Origin of the sequence: Huijunlia imazamoxiresistens, assembly GCF_037132455.1 — a bacterium.
GTDB classification, from domain to species: domain Bacteria; phylum Bacteroidota; class Bacteroidia; order Chitinophagales; family Chitinophagaceae; genus Flavisolibacter; species Flavisolibacter imazamoxiresistens.
The window spans coordinates 102737-119251 of record NZ_JBBBEI010000005.1; the positions used below are offsets into that span (position 1 = coordinate 102737).

The 16515-nt window shown below is 59.4% G+C and carries 9 protein-coding genes; all 9 read left to right on the plus strand.

The genetic code is table 11. The features are described 5' to 3' along the window. The first annotated feature begins 6 nt into the window (after window positions 1-6). The 9 genes from V9K67_RS07910 to bglX are packed head-to-tail and all read left to right on the plus strand — an operon-like array spanning window position 7 to window position 16510. On the plus strand, window positions 7-3111 hold the full coding sequence (locus V9K67_RS07910; protein WP_336721297.1) for a SusC/RagA family TonB-linked outer membrane protein: 3105 nt from the start codon (window positions 7-9) through the stop codon (window positions 3109-3111). 11 nt (window positions 3112-3122) lie between these two features. Further along, complete coding sequence (locus tag V9K67_RS07915) at window positions 3123-4874, plus strand: RagB/SusD family nutrient uptake outer membrane protein (RefSeq protein ID WP_336721300.1); 1752 nt, start codon at window positions 3123-3125, stop codon at window positions 4872-4874. A gap of 42 nt (window positions 4875-4916) precedes the next feature. Then, on the plus strand, window positions 4917-6026 hold the full coding sequence (locus V9K67_RS07920; RefSeq protein WP_336721302.1) for an alginate lyase family protein: 1110 nt from the start codon (window positions 4917-4919) through the stop codon (window positions 6024-6026). 14 nt (window positions 6027-6040) lie between these two features. Continuing rightward, window positions 6041-6901: a glycoside hydrolase family 16 protein gene (locus V9K67_RS07925; protein ID WP_336721304.1), complete on the plus strand. Its 861-nt coding sequence runs from the start codon at window positions 6041-6043 to the stop codon at window positions 6899-6901. Window positions 6902-6922: 21 nt separating this feature from the next. Next, window positions 6923-9259, plus strand: coding sequence for a glycoside hydrolase family 3 C-terminal domain-containing protein (locus V9K67_RS07930; protein WP_336721305.1), 2337 nt, complete (start codon window positions 6923-6925; stop codon window positions 9257-9259). 29 nt (window positions 9260-9288) lie between these two features. Then, window positions 9289-10848, plus strand: a complete 1560-nt coding sequence (locus V9K67_RS07935; RefSeq protein ID WP_336721307.1) for a DUF4832 domain-containing protein — start codon at window positions 9289-9291, stop codon at window positions 10846-10848. A 13-nt stretch (window positions 10849-10861) separates the two neighbouring features. Then, window positions 10862-13051, plus strand: a complete 2190-nt coding sequence (locus V9K67_RS07940) for an alpha-galactosidase (RefSeq protein WP_336721309.1) — start codon at window positions 10862-10864, stop codon at window positions 13049-13051. Window positions 13052-13089: 38 nt separating this feature from the next. Next, window positions 13090-14241, plus strand: coding sequence for a glycoside hydrolase family 88/105 protein (locus V9K67_RS07945; RefSeq protein ID WP_336721310.1), 1152 nt, complete (start codon window positions 13090-13092; stop codon window positions 14239-14241). Window positions 14242-14254: 13 nt separating this feature from the next. Then, window positions 14255-16510 carry a beta-glucosidase BglX gene (bglX, locus tag V9K67_RS07950; protein ID WP_336721311.1) on the plus strand — a complete coding sequence of 752 codons (2256 nt, stop codon included), beginning with the start codon at window positions 14255-14257 and terminating at the stop codon, window positions 16508-16510. The last annotated feature ends 5 nt before the right edge of the window (window positions 16511-16515 follow it).

The window sequence follows — 16515 nt, forward strand, 5'->3', positions numbered from 1 at the left end:
TAAGCAATGAAAAGAAATCCATTCATCATACTGCCGCTGTTGCTGCTTTGCCTGAACGTACGGGCGCAGGTGCGGGAAATCACCGGGCAGGTACGCGATCAAAACGGCCCGCTGGCCGAAGTGACGGTTTCGGAAAAAGGCGCCCCGGCCCACAGCACCAAATCCGGTCCCGACGGCAGGTTTCACCTGAAAGTTTCCGGCAATACCCTGTTGCTTTCCTCCGTCGGTTATGCCTCCCGTGAAGTCTCCCTGCAGGAGGGCGGCGCCCTCACCATCGTGCTGCAGGAAAGCCCCAAAACCATGGACGACGTGGTGGTGGTGGGCTACGGGCAGAAAAAGAAAATTACCCTGTCCGGCGCCGTGAGCTCGGTCAGCGGCAAAGAGATCCGCCAAAGCCCTTCGCCCAGCCTTCAAAACGCCCTGGCCGGCCGCATCACCGGCTTTACCAGCCAGCAGCGCTCCGGCCAGCCGGGCCGCGATGCCGCCGTCTTCAACATCCGCGGCGTCAGCTCCTACACCGGCAACAACACCCCCCTGATCCTGGTGGACGATATCGAGTTCACCTACGACCAGTTTGCTTCCCTCGACGCCAACGAGGTGGAGTCCATCAGCATCCTCAAGGACGCCTCCACCACCGCCATCTACGGCATCAAGGGCGCCAACGGCGTGGTGCTGGTGACCACGGTCCGCGGCAAAGCCGGCCGGCCGCAGATCAGCTTCCGCTCCGAGTACGGCCTCAACCAACTGACCCGCCGGCCCCAATATCTCGACGCCTACGGGGCCGCCTCCCTCATCACCGAGGCGGAGCTCAATACCAACAAGGTGAATCCCAACCCGAGCTTCGTGCGGACCTTTTCGGAGGCCGACCTCGAAGCCTATAAGAACGGCACCGATCCTTACGGCCATCCCAATAATAACTGGACCGACCTGCTGCTGAAAAAGTTTGCGCCCCAGTTCCGCGGCAACTTCGACATCACCGGCGGCACCGACCGCGCCAAGTATTTCGTGGCCCTCGGCTACGTTAATCAGGGCGGCCAGGTAAAGGACTACAGCGCCGACCTCAATAGCAAGTACTACTACAAGCGCTATAACTACCGCTCCAACATCGATTTTAAAGTCAACAAGAACCTGGACGTGCGCTTCGACCTGTTCGGCAACGTGGACGAGATGAATGCCAACAACGCCACCGCCAACAACAGCCTGTTCAGCGACCTGGGCCGGAGCGCCGAGACCGCCCCGTTCAACTACCCCGTCTACAACCCCGACGGCAGCCTGGGCTACAGCACCTGGCAGCGCAACGCCTCGGGCCGCAACAACAACAACCTCATCGGGCGACTGATGTACAACGGTTATTCCCGCTCGTTCTCCAACAACATTAACCTGGCCTCCTCCGCCATCCAAAAGCTCGACTTCATCACCAAAGGGCTGTCGCTCAAAGGCACGCTGGCCTACCGCAACCTGTATGGCTACGGCCGCAACCTGCAGCGCCCCACCAGCGGCACCGGCTTTATCTCCCAGATCTACAACCCCACCACCGACAGCTATTCCTTCGGCCAGCGCGACAACGTCTACCGCCTGAGCATTCCCTCGCTGACCTACAGCCCCGGAAGTACCCAGCGGGCGCTGACGATCCAGGCTATTCTGAACTACAACCGCAGCTTCGGCGACCACCACATTGCCGCCCTGGCCCTGTACAACCAGAACAGCAAGACCGCCGCCAATACCAGCAATACCGACTACAACTTTATCCCCGAGAACTTCCGCGGTTATACCGGCCGGCTCAACTACGATTTTCGGCAGAAATACCTGGTGGAAGTGAGCGGCGCCTATAACGGCAGCGATCGCTTTTCCAGGGACCAGCGCTTCGGCTTTTTTCCCGCCGCCTCCCTGGGCTGGAACCTGGCCGAAGAAGCCTTTTTCCAGGACCATGTAGCCGCCATCGACGTGCTGAAGCTGCGGGGCTCCTATGGCCTGGTGGGCGTGGACAATACCAACGGCGTGTATGCCTACCTGCAGACCTACAGCACCGGCTCGGGCACCGGCCTGTTTGGGCTGGCGCCGAACAACGGCTACGCCACGGCGGTGGAAGGCACCCTGCCCAACGATGCCGTGACCTGGGAAAAGGAAAAGAAGCTGGACGTGGGCCTCGACTTCGCGGCCTTCAACAAAAAGCTGAACATCACACTGGACTATTTCGACAACAACCGCTTCGACATCCTCACCACCCGCGGCACCGTGTCGGCCGTCTTCGGCCAGGCGCTGCCCAGCGTGAACCTGGGCAAGACCAACAACAAGGGCTTTGAAGCGGAAGTGGGTTTTTCCAACAAGGTGGGCCGCGACTGGAACTACCAGGTCAAAGGCACTTATTCCTTTGCCAAAAACAAGATCGTGTTCATGGACGAAGCCGTGCCGCTCTATCCGTGGCAGGCCCTGACCGGCCAGTCCATCGGCTCGGCGCTGAAGTACAAATGGACCGGGGAATTTTACACCGAGGCCGACATTGCCGATCCCAAGGTGCCCAAGCCGGTGATCGGCGGCCGCCCCGGTGACCTGAAGTACCAGGACCGGAACGGCGACGGCGCCATCGACGCCTCCGACCGCTCGTACTTCGGCTACACCAACCTGCCCAACACCACCTTCGGCCTGACCCTGGGCGGCGGCTACAAAAGGGTGAGCGTGTCGGTGCTGTTCCAGGGAGCCGCCAACTTCGTGGCCAGCGCCCAGGGAGCCGTGATCCACCACAACGCCTCCAACGCCCTGCCCATTCACCTGCAGCACTGGACGCCGGAGCTGGGCAACAACGCGAAATACCCCCAGCTGTACACCACGGCCCTGAGCCAGAGCCCGCGAGACTTTTATTCCGACTTCTGGGCCATTCCCGCCGACTACCTCCGCCTGAAGACGGCCGAGATCAGCTACACGGCCGGCCCGAATGTGAGCCGCCTGCTCCGGGTAAAATCCCTAAGGGTATACGCCAACGGCTACAACCTGCTGACCTGGACGAAGCTGGATAAGCTCTATAACCTCGACCCCGAGGTGCTCGAGTCCTCCGCGGACCTGCCGTACCCGCCCACCCGCATCCTGAACCTGGGCATCAACCTCACCTTCTAACGATTCTTTTTATGAAAAAAACGATACTGATCTTCCTGTCCGTCGCCGCCCTGGCTTCCTGCAAAAAAGCCTCCTTCCTCGACGACAAGACCAACGGCCTTACCGAAGAAGCGGTGTTTTCGGACAGCCTGCAAACCATGAACTTTTTGAACAAGGTGTACGCCGATGCCGGCTACACCTTCGGCCCCTCGCGGTTTTCGGGGGCGGGCGGTTCGGGCAATACCGAGCTGGCCACCGACAATGCCGAAGGCGCCAACAACCTGGCCGTGTGGGCCGATGCCTATGTGCAGGGCGTGGTGGGCCCCTCCAACGTGGGCAGCACCTTTGCCACCGACAAGGACTTCTGGAACACGCCCTATAAAAACATCCGCCGGGTGAACCTGCTGCTCGAAAAGCTGCCGCAGGCGCCCTTTGCCCCGGAAACACGGAAGCGGCTGGCCGCCGAGGCGAGGTTCCTGAGGGCTTTTTACTACCACTACCTGGTGGCCGCCTTTGGCGGCGTACCCCTGGTTGGCGACCAGGTGTTCGGCATCGACGACCTCATTAATCTTCCACGCAACTCTTTTAGCGACTGTATCGCCTATATCACCGCCGAGCTGGATGCTGCCGCTTCCGAACTTTCGGGTACAGTGTACCGTGATGCCGATTACGGCAGGGTGACCAGCGGCGCCTGCCTGGCCCTGAAGTCGCGGGTGTTGCTGTATGCCGCCAGCCCGCTGTTCAACGGCGGCGCCCTCACCACTGATGGCGCCCTGGCGGCCCTGGTCAGCTATCCTTCCGAAGACAAGGGCCGCTGGCAGCTGGCCGCCGATGCCGCCGAAGCGGTGATCCAATCGGGCACATATTCCCTGAACGTCGACAACGCCACCCGCCCCGGCAACGGCTTTTACCAGCTGTTCCTCAAGCGGGTCAACAGCGAGTACATTTTTCCGTACAACCGCCCGGCGCAGAAAGAGTTGGAAACGTTTTACCTGCCGCCCACCCGTTCGGGCAGCAGCGTGATGAGGCCGACGCAAAGCCTGGTGGAAAGCTTTCCCATGCGCGACGGCAAGTCCATCAGGGAAAGCAGCCAGTACCAGCCCAACGATCCCTATATAAACCGCGATCCTCGGCTGGAGTATTCGATCATCTACAACGGCATGTCGTATATGAGCAATACGGGTACGAAGTCGGCGGTGCTCACCTACACCAGCACGGGTTCCACCATCGCCAATACCACTTCCGACGCCTATACAGCTACCAACAGGTTCACCGGCTATTTCTCCAGGAAAATGCTGGATGAGAACCTGTCGAACAACAGTTCGGGTTCCACCGAGCGGGCCTGGCCGCTGATACGATATGCCGAGATCTTGTTGAATTATGCCGAAGCCATCACCGAGGCGGGGCGGCCCGAAAAGGCCTACGACCCGCTGAAGCTGCTGCGGGAGCGGGCGGGCATCCTGCCCGGCGCCGACGGCCTGTACGGCCTGAGGGGGGGAATGACGGTGGCCGAAATGCGGGAAGTGGTCCGCAATGAGCGGCGCATCGAGCTGGCCTTCGAGGATCACCGCTGGAACGACATCCGCCGCTGGAAGATCGCCGGTGAGGTGCTGAAAGGCTACAACAGCATCGACATCATCACCCGCACCGGTACCACCACCTATGTGCATACCACCGGCACGGCCCGCCGCCCCCTGAATTTCCGCGACGCCCTATACCTGCTGCCATTGCCCTTAAGCGAGATCCAGAAAATGCCGAAAATGGTGCAAAACCCGGGGTATTAACCATCCTGTGAACCTATTCCATCAATAACATATTCCACCAACATGAATAAGCAATTCTCATTTATCCGATTTTTTATCCTGCTGGCTTTTTGCTTTGCCTTTGCCCTTCACGGGCAGGCAAAGGAAGGGGAGGGGTGCATGCACCCGAAGGAGCAGATCGCTTTTGTCAGGCAGCAGGTAAAGCAAAAGAAAGAACCTTATTACTCCGCCTTCCGCCAGCTGCTGGTGCAGGCCGATTCCGCCCTGCTGGTGACCGAGCATGCCGTGGAAGACTTCCGCGTGCCGGGCTTTTATTCCGACAAGGACGGCCATCGCAAGCAGTCCCTGGCGCTGCAGGTGGACGGTTTTTCGGCCTACAGCTGCGCCCTGGCCTGGCAACTGACCGGCAAAAAGAAATACGCCGACAAAGCCCGCTACTTTTTAAACGCCTGGGCCACCAAAAACAAAACCTACTCCCTGCTCGACGGCTCCCTGGTGCTGTCGTATTCGGGCACTACGTTGATGATCACCGCCCAGCTGTTGAAGGACTATAAAAAGTTTACCCCCGCCGAACAGCAACAGTTCGCCACCTGGACCCGGGACGTGTTCCGCAAGGCCGCCAACAGCATCCGCTACCGCAACAACAACTCCGGCGACTGGTCGCGCTTCGCTTCCCTGCTGGCCGACTGTTATCTTGGAGACAAAGAAGACTTTCAGCAGAATGTATCCATGATCAAAAAGGACCTGTTTGAAAAGATCGCTCCCGACGGGCATATGGTGGAAGAAGTGAAGCGCCAGGGCAACGGCATCTGGTACACCTACTTCTCGCTGGCGCCCCTGACCGCCTCCTGCTGGGTCATCTATAATTTTACCGGCGAGAATCTCTTTTTCCAGGAAAAAAACGGCGCCTCCATCAAAAAGGCCCTCGACTACCTGCTGCACCACAACCAGCACCCCGGGGAATGGAGCTTTTTCAAAAACCCCGTTACCGGCGACGAACATACGGCTACCGGCTTCTGGCCCGCCAACCTGCTGGAGGCCATGGGTCCCGTCTACGGCAGCGACGCCTACCGCTCCTTCGTGGCGCCCTACCGGCCCATCATGTACCCCCGCCACGACTATGCCTGGACCTTTCCCACTCTCATGCCCCTCAGCCTGAACGGCTATAAATAAATGAAGCAATGATGATGAACAAGACACTCCCGATACTGATGGCGACGGCCGCCCTGGCCGGCTGCGCCGGAACCAACAGCGCCCAGACGGTCTCCGACCGCTTTATTGCCGATGGCTACAAGCTGGTATGGGCCGACGAATTCAACAAAAACGGCGCTCCCGATCCCCGCAACTGGAACTACGAAATGGGCTTTGAACGCAACGAAGAACTGCAATGGTACCAGAAAGACAATGCCTGGTGCGAAAACGGCCTGCTGGTGATCGAAGGCCGCCGGGAAACAAAACCCAACCCGATCTACCGGGAAGGGGCAACCGAATGGCGCAACAGCCGTAAAGAGATCCACTACACCTCCTCCAGCATCAAAACCCGCGGCAAGCACAGCTGGCAGTACGGCCGGTTCGTGATGCGGGGCAAGATCGACATCAGCAGCGGCCTGTGGCCGGCCTGGTGGACCCTGGGCGACAAAGGCCGCTGGCCCGCCACCGGCGAGATCGACATGATGGAATATTATCGCAACAAGCTCCTGGCCAACATCGCCTACCTAGGCGCCAATCAAAAGGATGCCTGGTACTCGGAAACGCGGAACGTGGACTCCCTGGGCGGCAAGGAATGGGCCTCGAAGTTCCATACCTGGCGCATGGACTGGGACGAACAGGGCATTGCCCTCTACGTGGACGATATCCTGCTGAACCAGGTATCCATGGACAAGCTGGCCAACCAGGACGGCACCGGCATCAACCCCTTCCAGCAACCGCACTACATGCTGCTGAACCTCGCCATCGGCGGCCAGCAGGGCGGCGACCCGGCCCCCACCACTTTTCCCAACCGCTACGTGGTCGATTACGTGCGGGTGTACCAGAAGAAAAACAAATAACCCGCCTTTACCCCCAACTTTATGAAGCTATTCCCCTCTTTCCTGCTGGCCGGACCGCTCCTGGCGGCGGCCCTGCCCGCTCTTGCCCAGGGAGGTACATCGGTCGCTCCGCAACTGGGAAAAAATCCCGTAAAAGAAGTGGTCGCCGCCATGACCCTGGAGGAAAAAACACAGCTGGTCGTGGGCGCCACGGAGCTGAAGAAAACTTCTTCGCCGGAAGGCGGCACTACCATCGGCTTTACCGAACAGCGGGTGCCCGGCGCCGCCGGTATTATGGCCGCCATTCCACGGCTGGGGATTCCGGCCCTGGTGGTGAGTGACGGGCCGGCGGGCGTACGCATCAACCCCACGCGCAAAGGCGACAGGAGCCGCACCTACTATGCCACGGCCTTTCCCGTGGGCACCCTGCTGGCCTCTACCTGGGACCCCGCCCTGGTGGAAGAAGTGGGCCGGGCCTTTGGCAACGAGGTGCGGGAATACGGCATCGACATCCTGCTGGCGCCGGGCATGAACATCCACCGCAACCCGCTGAACGGGCGCAATTTTGAATACTATTCCGAAGATCCGTTGGTATCGGGTAAGATGGCCGGCGCCCTCGTGCGGGGCATCCAGTCGAACGGGGTGGGCACTTCCGTCAAACACTTTGCCGGCAACAACCAGGAAGCCAACCGCAACGGCGTGAACGTGGTGGTGAGCGAGCGGGCCCTGCGCGAACTGTACCTCAAAGGCTTCCGTACCGCCATCGGCGAATCGGATCCCTGGACCGTCATGTCGTCCTACAACAAGCTGAATGGCGTGTTCACCGCCGAAAGCCGCGACCTGCTCACCACCATCCTGCGGGAGGAATGGCACTACAAAGGTTTTGTCATGACCGATTGGGGCGGCGGCCGCGACCGCCCGGCCATTATCCGGGCCGGCAACGACCTGATCATGCCCGGCCGGCCCGGCCAATCGCAGCGCATACAGGAAGCCGTGGCGCACGATTCCCTGGACGTAAACGTCCTGGACCAAAGCGTGGAACGCATCCTGAACGTTATTCTAAAGTCGCCCACCTTCCGCCGGTACGCCTATACCGACCGGCCCGACCTGGAGGGCCATGCGGCCCTGGTACGCCGGGCGGCCGCCGAAGGCATGGTGCTGCTGAAGAACGAAGGACAGGCCCTGCCCTTCGGACCCCAGGTGAAAAAGATCGCCGTGTTTGGCAATACCGCTTTCAAAACCATTGCCGGCGGCACCGGCAGCGGCGATGTGAACAAAGCTTATGTGGTTTCGGTCATGCGGGGGTTGTCGGAAGGGGGCTATACGCCCGACAGCGCCCTGCGCCAGGCGTACCTGCGCTATTTTACCCGGGATTCTGCCGCCCAGGTGGCCGCAGGGGCCAAATGGCCGAAGCCGGCACCCGAAATGGCCGTGTCCCACGCATTGATCGATCAAACAGCCGACGGCTGCGCGATGGCGCTGATCACCATCGGCCGTAATTCCGGCGAAGTGTACGACCGCGACCTTGCCACCAATTACCACCTCCTGCCTTCGGAGATCGGGCAAATCCAAAAAATCGCTGCCGCTTTTCATGCTAAGGGCAAGAAGGTCATCGTGCTGTTGAACATTGCCGGCGTGATTGACCTCAAGGGCTGGGCCGATCATGTCGATGCGCTGCTCCTGGCCTGGCAGCCGGGGCAGGAAGCCGGCCGCTCCATCACCGACGTGCTGAGCGGCAAGGTAAATCCTTCGGGCAGGCTGGCCACGACCTTCCCGGTCCGCTATGCCGATGTGCCTTCCGCCAAAAACTTCCCGGGCACGCCGGTGGAAAAGCCCCTGCAGGTGGTGTATGAAGAAGGCATTTACGTGGGTTACCGTTACCACGAAACCTTCCGCGTGCCGGTAGCTTATCCCTTCGGCCACGGCCTGTCCTATACCAGTTTTTCGGTTACAGATTTCCGTTTGAGCAAGCCTGCCGCCGACGGTTCGTTCCAGGTCACCTGCACACTGAAAAATACCGGCAAAAGAGACGGCCGCCAGGTGGTGCAGCTGTATGTGTCTGCCCCCACGGACTCCCTGGACAAACCGGCCAGGGAGCTGAAAGCTTTTTATAAAAGCAAGCTGCTGGCTCCCGGCGCATCGGAAGTAATCAACCTGCACGTTAAAGGCAGCGACCTGGCCTCTTTCTACTCCGGCCGTTCGCAGTGGATCACCGATGCCGGCCGCTATGAAGTGCAGCTGGGTTTTTCTTCGAAGGATATTCAAAAAAGGGCCGTCTTTACCTTACCCAAAAGCATTATGGTGGAACAGACGCATAAAGTGTTGCAGCCCGTAGTACCCGTTAATGAATTGAAAGCTTCTTTATTCCAGGCTCCATAACAATCAAGGACAAACGAAAATTATTGCCGATGAAAAAAATTGTACTCTCGTTGCTGATACTTACCCATAGCCTCCTGGCCTGCAAAAAGGGCGGGAGCGATGCCGCGGCTGCCACCGGCCCCTCCGACCCCTCGGAAGACCAGGCGATCCGGGGCAATTCCATCATTTCCCCCGAGCCCGAAACTGAAAAGCTGCTCCGCAACCCGATGACGGGCTGGGCCATCTACGGCAGCGCCGGGGTGACCCCCTCCTTCTGGACCGACTTCGACAACCTGACCGTGCCCGAACTGCCCAACCAGAAAGTGAAGGTGGGCGACTATGCCAACATCCTCTACATCCGCACCGGCTGGGCCGACTGGGAACCGAAAGAAGGGGCGTATGCCTGGAACAACAATGATATCATCAAAATGCTGATTAAAGGCGCCAAAGACCGGGGCATGAAGCTGGCCTTCCGCATCGTGGTGGACAGCCGCGACAAGCCCCGGGATTTTACCCCGCCCTTCGTTCGGGAAGCCGGCGCCCGGGGCTATTACACCAATACCGGCAGCAAAACCGTCTGGTCGCCTTATCCCGACGATCCCGTTTTCCAGCAGAAGTACACCAACTTCGTCAAAGCCTTTGCCGCCCAGTTCGACGACCCCGACGTGGTGGATTTCGTGGACGGCTACGGCCTGGGAAAATGGGGCGAGGCCCATACCCTCAAATACCTCAACGATGCCAATAAAACGGCGGTATTCGACTGGATCGTGGACCTGTACCTGGAGCAATTTAAAAAAGTGCCGCTGGCCATCAACTACCACCGACTGATCGGCGCTACGAAGGAGTGGGGTGATCCCGATCCGCAGAGCAAGCTCCTGCTGGCCAGCGCCCTCAGCAAAGGCTATATGCTGCGCCACGACGCCTTCGGCATGACCAGCTATTACGGCGGTTTCGAAAAGAACATCGTCAAAGAATTTTTCCCCTCCCGCCCGGTGATCGTGGAAGGCGGATGGCTGCATAACGGCAACGGCTACCAGGCCGATCCCCGCGGCTACAAAACCTGGGGCGACGCCTGGAAAGGCGAGTACGACGATGCCGTGGAGGCCCGCGCCAACGTGATGGATTTTCGCGATATCAAGGAAGCCTCCTCCTGGTTCGAAACCTCTTACGGCCTGATCCGGGAGTTTATCGCCACCGGCGGCTACCGCCTCTACCCCGACCGGATCTCCCTGCCGAAGACGGTGGCCAACAACAGCACCATCAGGATCGCCCACCGCTGGAAGAACCTGGGCATCGGCATGTGTCCCACCAACCTTCCCCAGTGGAACCAGAAATACAAGGTGGCGTTTGCCCTGCTGGACAAGCAGTCCGGCGCCATAAAATCTGTTTTCGTGGACACCCAGACCGACCTTTCCAAATGGCTGAAAGCGGCCGCTACGGCTTACGAGTTCAGCCTGCCGGTCCGCAATATTCCCGCAGGCGCCTACCAATGGGCCGTGGCCATTGTCGATACCACCAAGAACAATGAAAAGGGCATCAACCTGTCCGTAAAAAATAAGGTGACGGCTTACGGCTGGCTACCCCTGTTGGATGTAACTGTGAATGAATAAATGGATGAGAACAATGAAGATTAGAAAAATCTGTGCGGCCCTGGCCGTCCTGCTGCTCACCGGCAGCCTGCGGGCGCAGAAGGGCTACCTGCCCCTTGAAAGCCGCAACAATGCGCTGGTATTGGAGGTGGCTCCCGGCAGCGTGCCCAAAGTGGTGTACCTGGGCAAAAAGCTGGCGAATGCGGACGAATACAAAATGATCGCCGGCCAGTATCGCCAGGGCGATGATTACTCCCGCGTGCTGAATGCCGCCTACACCCCCTCGGGCACGCATAACCTGGTAGAGCCGGCCCTGGCCGTTACCCATGCCGACGGCAATACCTCGCTGGACCTGCAGTACGTACGCCACCAGACAAAAGGGACGGGGGAAAACGTATCCGAAACCGAAGTGCTGCTGAAGGATCCCGTTTATCCCTTTGAAGTGATGCTTCACTACAAGGTATATGCGAACGAAGACGTGGTGGAACAATGGGCCACCATCCAACACCGGGAAAAAAAGCCGGTAACACTGCACAAATATGCTTCCGCCAACCTGTATGTGAAAGGTGACAACTTCTTTTTGAAACAATATCATGGCGACTGGGCAAAGGAAATGCAGCCCGAGGAAACCAGGCTGACCCACGGCATCAAGTTGCTGGACAGCAAGCTGGGCACCCGGGCGCACCTCTACCAGCCGCCGGTCTTCATGGTCTCCCTCGACCGCCCGGCCCTGGAGGCAGAAGGCAACGTGCTCCTGGGACTGATGGAGTGGTCGGGCAACTTCCGGGTGGACCTGGAGCTGGACCCGCTGAATAACCTGCGCATCATTGCGGGCGCCAACAACCATGCGGCCGAATACAGCCTGGCCCCCAATGAAGCGTTTTCCACGCCGGTATTCCTCTATACTTTTTCCGATAAAGGCAAGGGCGGCGCCAGCCGGCAGCTGCACCGCTGGGCACGGAACTACCGCATCCTGGACGGCAAGGGCAGCCGCCTGACCCTGCTGAACAACTGGGAAGCCACCTTCTTCGACTTCAACGAGCAAAAGCTGGCCCACCTGCTGAAGGACACCAAACAACTGGGCGTGGACCTGTTCCTGCTCGACGACGGCTGGTTCGGCAACAAGCACCCCCGCAACAGCGACAACGCCGGCCTGGGCGACTGGCAGGAAAACCGGCAAAAGCTCCCCGGCGGCATCGGCAACCTGGTGAAAGAAGCCTCCGCCAACGGCGTGCAGTTCGGCCTCTGGCTGGAACCCGAGATGGTCAACCCGCGCAGCGAACTCTACGAAAAGCACCCCTCCTGGATTATCCGCCAGCCCGCCCGGCCCGAACACCTGTACCGCAACCAGCTGGTGCTGGACCTCAGTAACCCCGAAGTGCAACAATTCGTATACACCACCATCGACGGACTGCTTACCCGCAATCCCGGCCTGGCCTACATCAAGTGGGACTGCAATGCCGTGGTCTACAACGCTTATTCCGCCCACCTGGGCCGGCAGTCGCACCTGTACCTCGAGTACGTAAGGGGCCTGTACGCCGTGCTGGAAAAGCTCCGGGCCAAATACCCCAGGTTGCCGATGATGCTCTGCTCCGGTGGCGGCGGACGGGTAGACTACGCGGCCCTGAAGTATTTTACCGAGTTCTGGCCCAGCGACAATACCGATCCGCTGGAGCGCATCTTCATCCAGTGGGAATACTCCTATTTCTACCCGGCCATCGCCAGCGCCAACCACGTCACCGACTGGGGCAAACAACCCCTCAAATACAAAACGGACGTGGCCCTATCGGGCAAGCTGGGATTCGACATCGACATCGCCAAGCTGGGAGAAACCGACCGGGAATTCTGCCGGCAGGCTGTACAAACCTACCATGCCATCAAGCACCTGGTGTGGCAGGGCGACCAGTACCGCCTGCAGGATCCCTGGCAGCACGACGCAGCCTCGGTGCTGTTCTGCGACTCCAGCCGCTCTTCCGCCGTGCTGTTCGCCTACCTGGCGGGCAACCGCTACGGCGCCGGCACCAAAGCACCGGTGCGCCTGGACGGCCTGGACCCCCAAAAGAAGTACCGGGTGAAAGAGCTCAACCTGTATCCCGGCACGAAATCACCCTTCGGCACCGAAGCCGTTTATTCCGGCGAGTTCCTGCTGACCGTGGGGCTTAACCCCGAAGTCAACGCCGCCCGCCGCAGCGTGGTGCTGCAAATTGAAGCCGTCAACCCATAATCAAAACCGTAAACTATCCCACGTCAAATACTTTTGTTATGAAGCTTTGTTCTCTTAAACTATTCGGCAGCCTGGCTTTCCTGCTGTTGCAGGTCGCCGCCTTCGCTTATTCCGGCGACAGGCCGGTGCGTGATTCCCTGTTCGCGCCCGATAACATTCTCTTCCAGGTGCGCCGGGTGGCCGACTGGCAGCTGCTTACCTGGAAAACGGCCGGCTTCCGCCACCAGAAGGCCGACTGGACCAATGCCGTCTGCTATACCGGCCTCTTTGCCGCCGGCTCGCTGAAGGGCGGTGAAAAATACCGCGACGCCCTGGTGGACATCGGCAACGAGCTGAACTGGAACACCGGCCGCCATCGCTTTTATGCCGACGACTACTGCATCGGCCAGACCTATGCGCTGTTGTATGCGAAATACAAGGACAAAAAAATGATCACTCCCTTCCGCCTGCAGGCCGACAGCATTGTGAACAAAAACCACGACGAACCCCTGAACTGGAAGAACAACATCCAGCTGCGCGAATGGGCCTGGTGCGACGCCCTGTTCATGGGTCCTCCTTCCCTGGCCTACCTGGGAACGGTTACGGGTGACCGTAAGTACATCGATGCTGCCTGCCGCCTGTGGTGGAAAACCACGGACTTTTTATACGATTCCACCGAGCAGCTGTATTTCCGAGATGAAAGCTACTTTTTGAAAAAGGAGAAGAACGGGGCCAAGACCTTCTGGTCGCGGGGCAACGGCTGGGTGCTGGGCGGCCTGGTACGGGTGCTGGAGAACCTGCCCAAAAGCTACCCCGACCGTCCGCGCTTTGAAAAGCTGTATCAGGAAATGATGGCCCGCATTGCTTCCCTGCAGCAGCCCGACGGCAGCTGGCATGCCTCCCTGCTCGACCCGGAAAGCTTTCCCATCAAGGAAATGAGCGGCACCGGCTTTTATTGCTATGCCCTCGCCTGGGGACTGAACCACGGCCTGCTGGACGCAAAAACCTACCTGCCCGCAACCCAAAAGGCCTGGAAGGCCCTGACCGCCTCCGTTATGGAAGACGGCAAGCTGGGGTATGTGCAGCCCATCGGCGCCAGTCCCGACAAGGTGGATGCCCAGAGCACCGAAGTGTACGGTGTCGGCGCCTTCCTCTTGGCAGGTACGGAGCTGTACCATTTTTCGAAAAAGCATCCTAAAGCCTGGAGGTAAAACCCATAATCTGATGAAACGCATACTACTTAAAAGATCATTTTTCCCTTTGAAAACCCTGCCGCTGATCGGGCTTTGTTTGCTGTCACTGGCCGGCCATTCACAGCAACAGCCCTCTATAACCGAAAAGGTGGAAGCGCTGCTGGCGCAAATGACGCTGGAAGAAAAAGTGGGCCAGCTGAACCAGTATACCAGCGACCGCCTGGCCACGGGACCGCTGCAGCCCAACAGCGAGAAGTACCAGGAGATCCGCGATGGAAAAGTGGGCTCCATGCTGAACGTGAAAGGCGCTAAAGAAACAAGGATGGTGCAGGAACTGGCCCTGCAGTCGCGGCTGAAAATTCCCTTGCTCTTCGGCCTCGACGTCATTCACGGCTACCGGGTCACCTTCCCCGTGCCCCTGGCGGAGGCCGCCAGCTGGGACCTGAAAGCCATCGAATCCTCCGCCCGCATCGCCGCTACCGAAGCGGCGGCCGCCGGCATCCACTGGACCTTTGCGCCCATGGTGGATATTTCCCGCGACCCGCGCTGGGGCCGGGTGATGGAAGGCGCCGGCGAAGACCCCTTCCTGGGCTCGCTGATCGCCCGGGCGAGGGTGCGGGGCTTCCAGGGCAAAAAGCTGGGCGAGCTCGACGCCGTGATGGCCTGCGCCAAGCATTTCGCGGCCTATGGCGCCGCCACGGCGGGCAGGGATTACAGCGCGGTGGACATGAGCGACCGGCAGCTCTGGGAAGTGTACCTGCCGCCTTTTAAGGCCGCTGCCGAAGAAGGGGTGGCCACCTTCATGAACTCCTTCAACGAGCTCAATGGCATTCCTGCTACCGGCAACAGCTACCTGCAGCGGGATATTTTAAAAGGCAGGTGGCACTATCCAGGCTTCGTGGTCAGCGACTGGGAGTCGGTCAGTGAGATGGTGCTGCATGGCTTTGCGGGGGACAAGACCGAGGCCGCCCGCCTGGCCATCACCGCCGGCAGCGATATGGACATGGTCGGCCGCGCCTATATCACCAGCCTTCCGGGGCTGGTGCAGCAGGGCAAAGTGCCCCAAAGCCTTATTGATGATGCCGTGCGGCGCATCCTGCGGAAAAAATTCGAGCTCGGCCTGTTCGACGATCCCTTCCGCTTCAGCAACGAAGACCGCGAACAAAAGGTGCTGAATGCAGCCGCCCACCACAAAGCCGCCCGGGAAGTGGCGGAGAAGAGTATCGTATTATTGAAAAACCAGGGCTCCCTATTGCCTTTATCTGAAAATAGCAAAACCATAGCAGTGATCGGTCCGCTGGCCAAATCCAGCAGGGACATGCAGGGCGCATGGTCCGTTTATTGGGAAGGCGACCACCTGGTATCGCTCTACGAAGGGCTGCAGGCCCGGGCCGGCAGCAAAACGAAGTTTCTCTATGCAAAGGGCTGCGGCATCACCGATTCTTCCCGGAAAGGTTTTGCGGAAGCGGTGGCCGCTGCCCGCCAGGCCGACGTGGTGGTGCTGGCAGTAGGCGAGGCGTTCGACATGAGCGGCGAAGCCAAAAGCCGCGCCAGCATTGCCCTGCCGGGGGTGCAGGAGGAGCTGGTGAAAGCGGTAAAGGCTACCGGCAAAAAGGTGGTGGTGCTGGTGATGGCCGGCCGCCCGCTGATTTTCAACTGGACCGCCGACCATGCGGATGCGATCCTGTACACCTGGTGGCTGGGCAGTGAAGCCGGCAACGCCATGGCCAATGTGCTGTACGGCAACTACAACCCCTCGGGCAAGCTGCCGATCACGTTTCCCAGGGCGCAGGGCCAGATCCCAATTTATTACAGCTATAAGAACACCGGCCGTCCCCTGGTGGAAGGCAGCGATGTTCCATATCGCTCCGCTTACATTGATGCCGGCAATAAACCACAATACGCCTTCGGCTACGGCTTAAGCTATACGACCTTTTCCCTGGCCGATCTGAAGTTGAGCAAGCCGCAGGTAAAAGGAGAGGAGACCCTAACGGTAACCTGCATCTTGAAAAATACCGGCCGCTATGCCGGGGAAGAGGTGGTGCAGCTGTACCTGCAGGACCCCGTGGCCAGCGTCACCCGCCCGGTAAAGGAATTGAAGGATTTTCAAAAGGTAAGGCTCGAACCCGGTGAAAGCAAAACGCTGACCTTTACCATCGACCGCGAAAAGCTCTCCTTCTACAACCAGCAAATGCAATGGGGCGCCGAAGCGGGCACTTTTAAAATAATGATCGGCAATGCTTCCGATAACATCCGCCTCACCGGCGAATTTGAATGGATAGAGTAAGAGGT

Bases quoted from the DNA above. Each gene is read 5' to 3' on its own strand.
- V9K67_RS07910 (WP_336721297.1), top strand. From the start codon at position 7: ATGAAAAGAAATCCATTCATCATACTGCCGCTGTTGCTGCTTTGCCTG.
- V9K67_RS07915 (WP_336721300.1), top strand. From the start codon at position 3,123: ATGAAAAAAACGATACTGATCTTCCTGTCCGTCGCCGCCCTGGCTTCC.
- V9K67_RS07920 (WP_336721302.1), top strand. From the start codon at position 4,917: ATGAATAAGCAATTCTCATTTATCCGATTTTTTATCCTGCTGGCTTTT.
- V9K67_RS07925 (WP_336721304.1), top strand. From the start codon at position 6,041: ATGAACAAGACACTCCCGATACTGATGGCGACGGCCGCCCTGGCCGGC.
- V9K67_RS07930 (WP_336721305.1), top strand. From the start codon at position 6,923: ATGAAGCTATTCCCCTCTTTCCTGCTGGCCGGACCGCTCCTGGCGGCG.
- V9K67_RS07935 (WP_336721307.1), top strand. From the start codon at position 9,289: ATGAAAAAAATTGTACTCTCGTTGCTGATACTTACCCATAGCCTCCTG.
- V9K67_RS07940 (WP_336721309.1), top strand. From the start codon at position 10,862: ATGAAGATTAGAAAAATCTGTGCGGCCCTGGCCGTCCTGCTGCTCACC.
- V9K67_RS07945 (WP_336721310.1), top strand. From the start codon at position 13,090: ATGAAGCTTTGTTCTCTTAAACTATTCGGCAGCCTGGCTTTCCTGCTG.
- bglX (WP_336721311.1), top strand. From the start codon at position 14,255: ATGAAACGCATACTACTTAAAAGATCATTTTTCCCTTTGAAAACCCTG.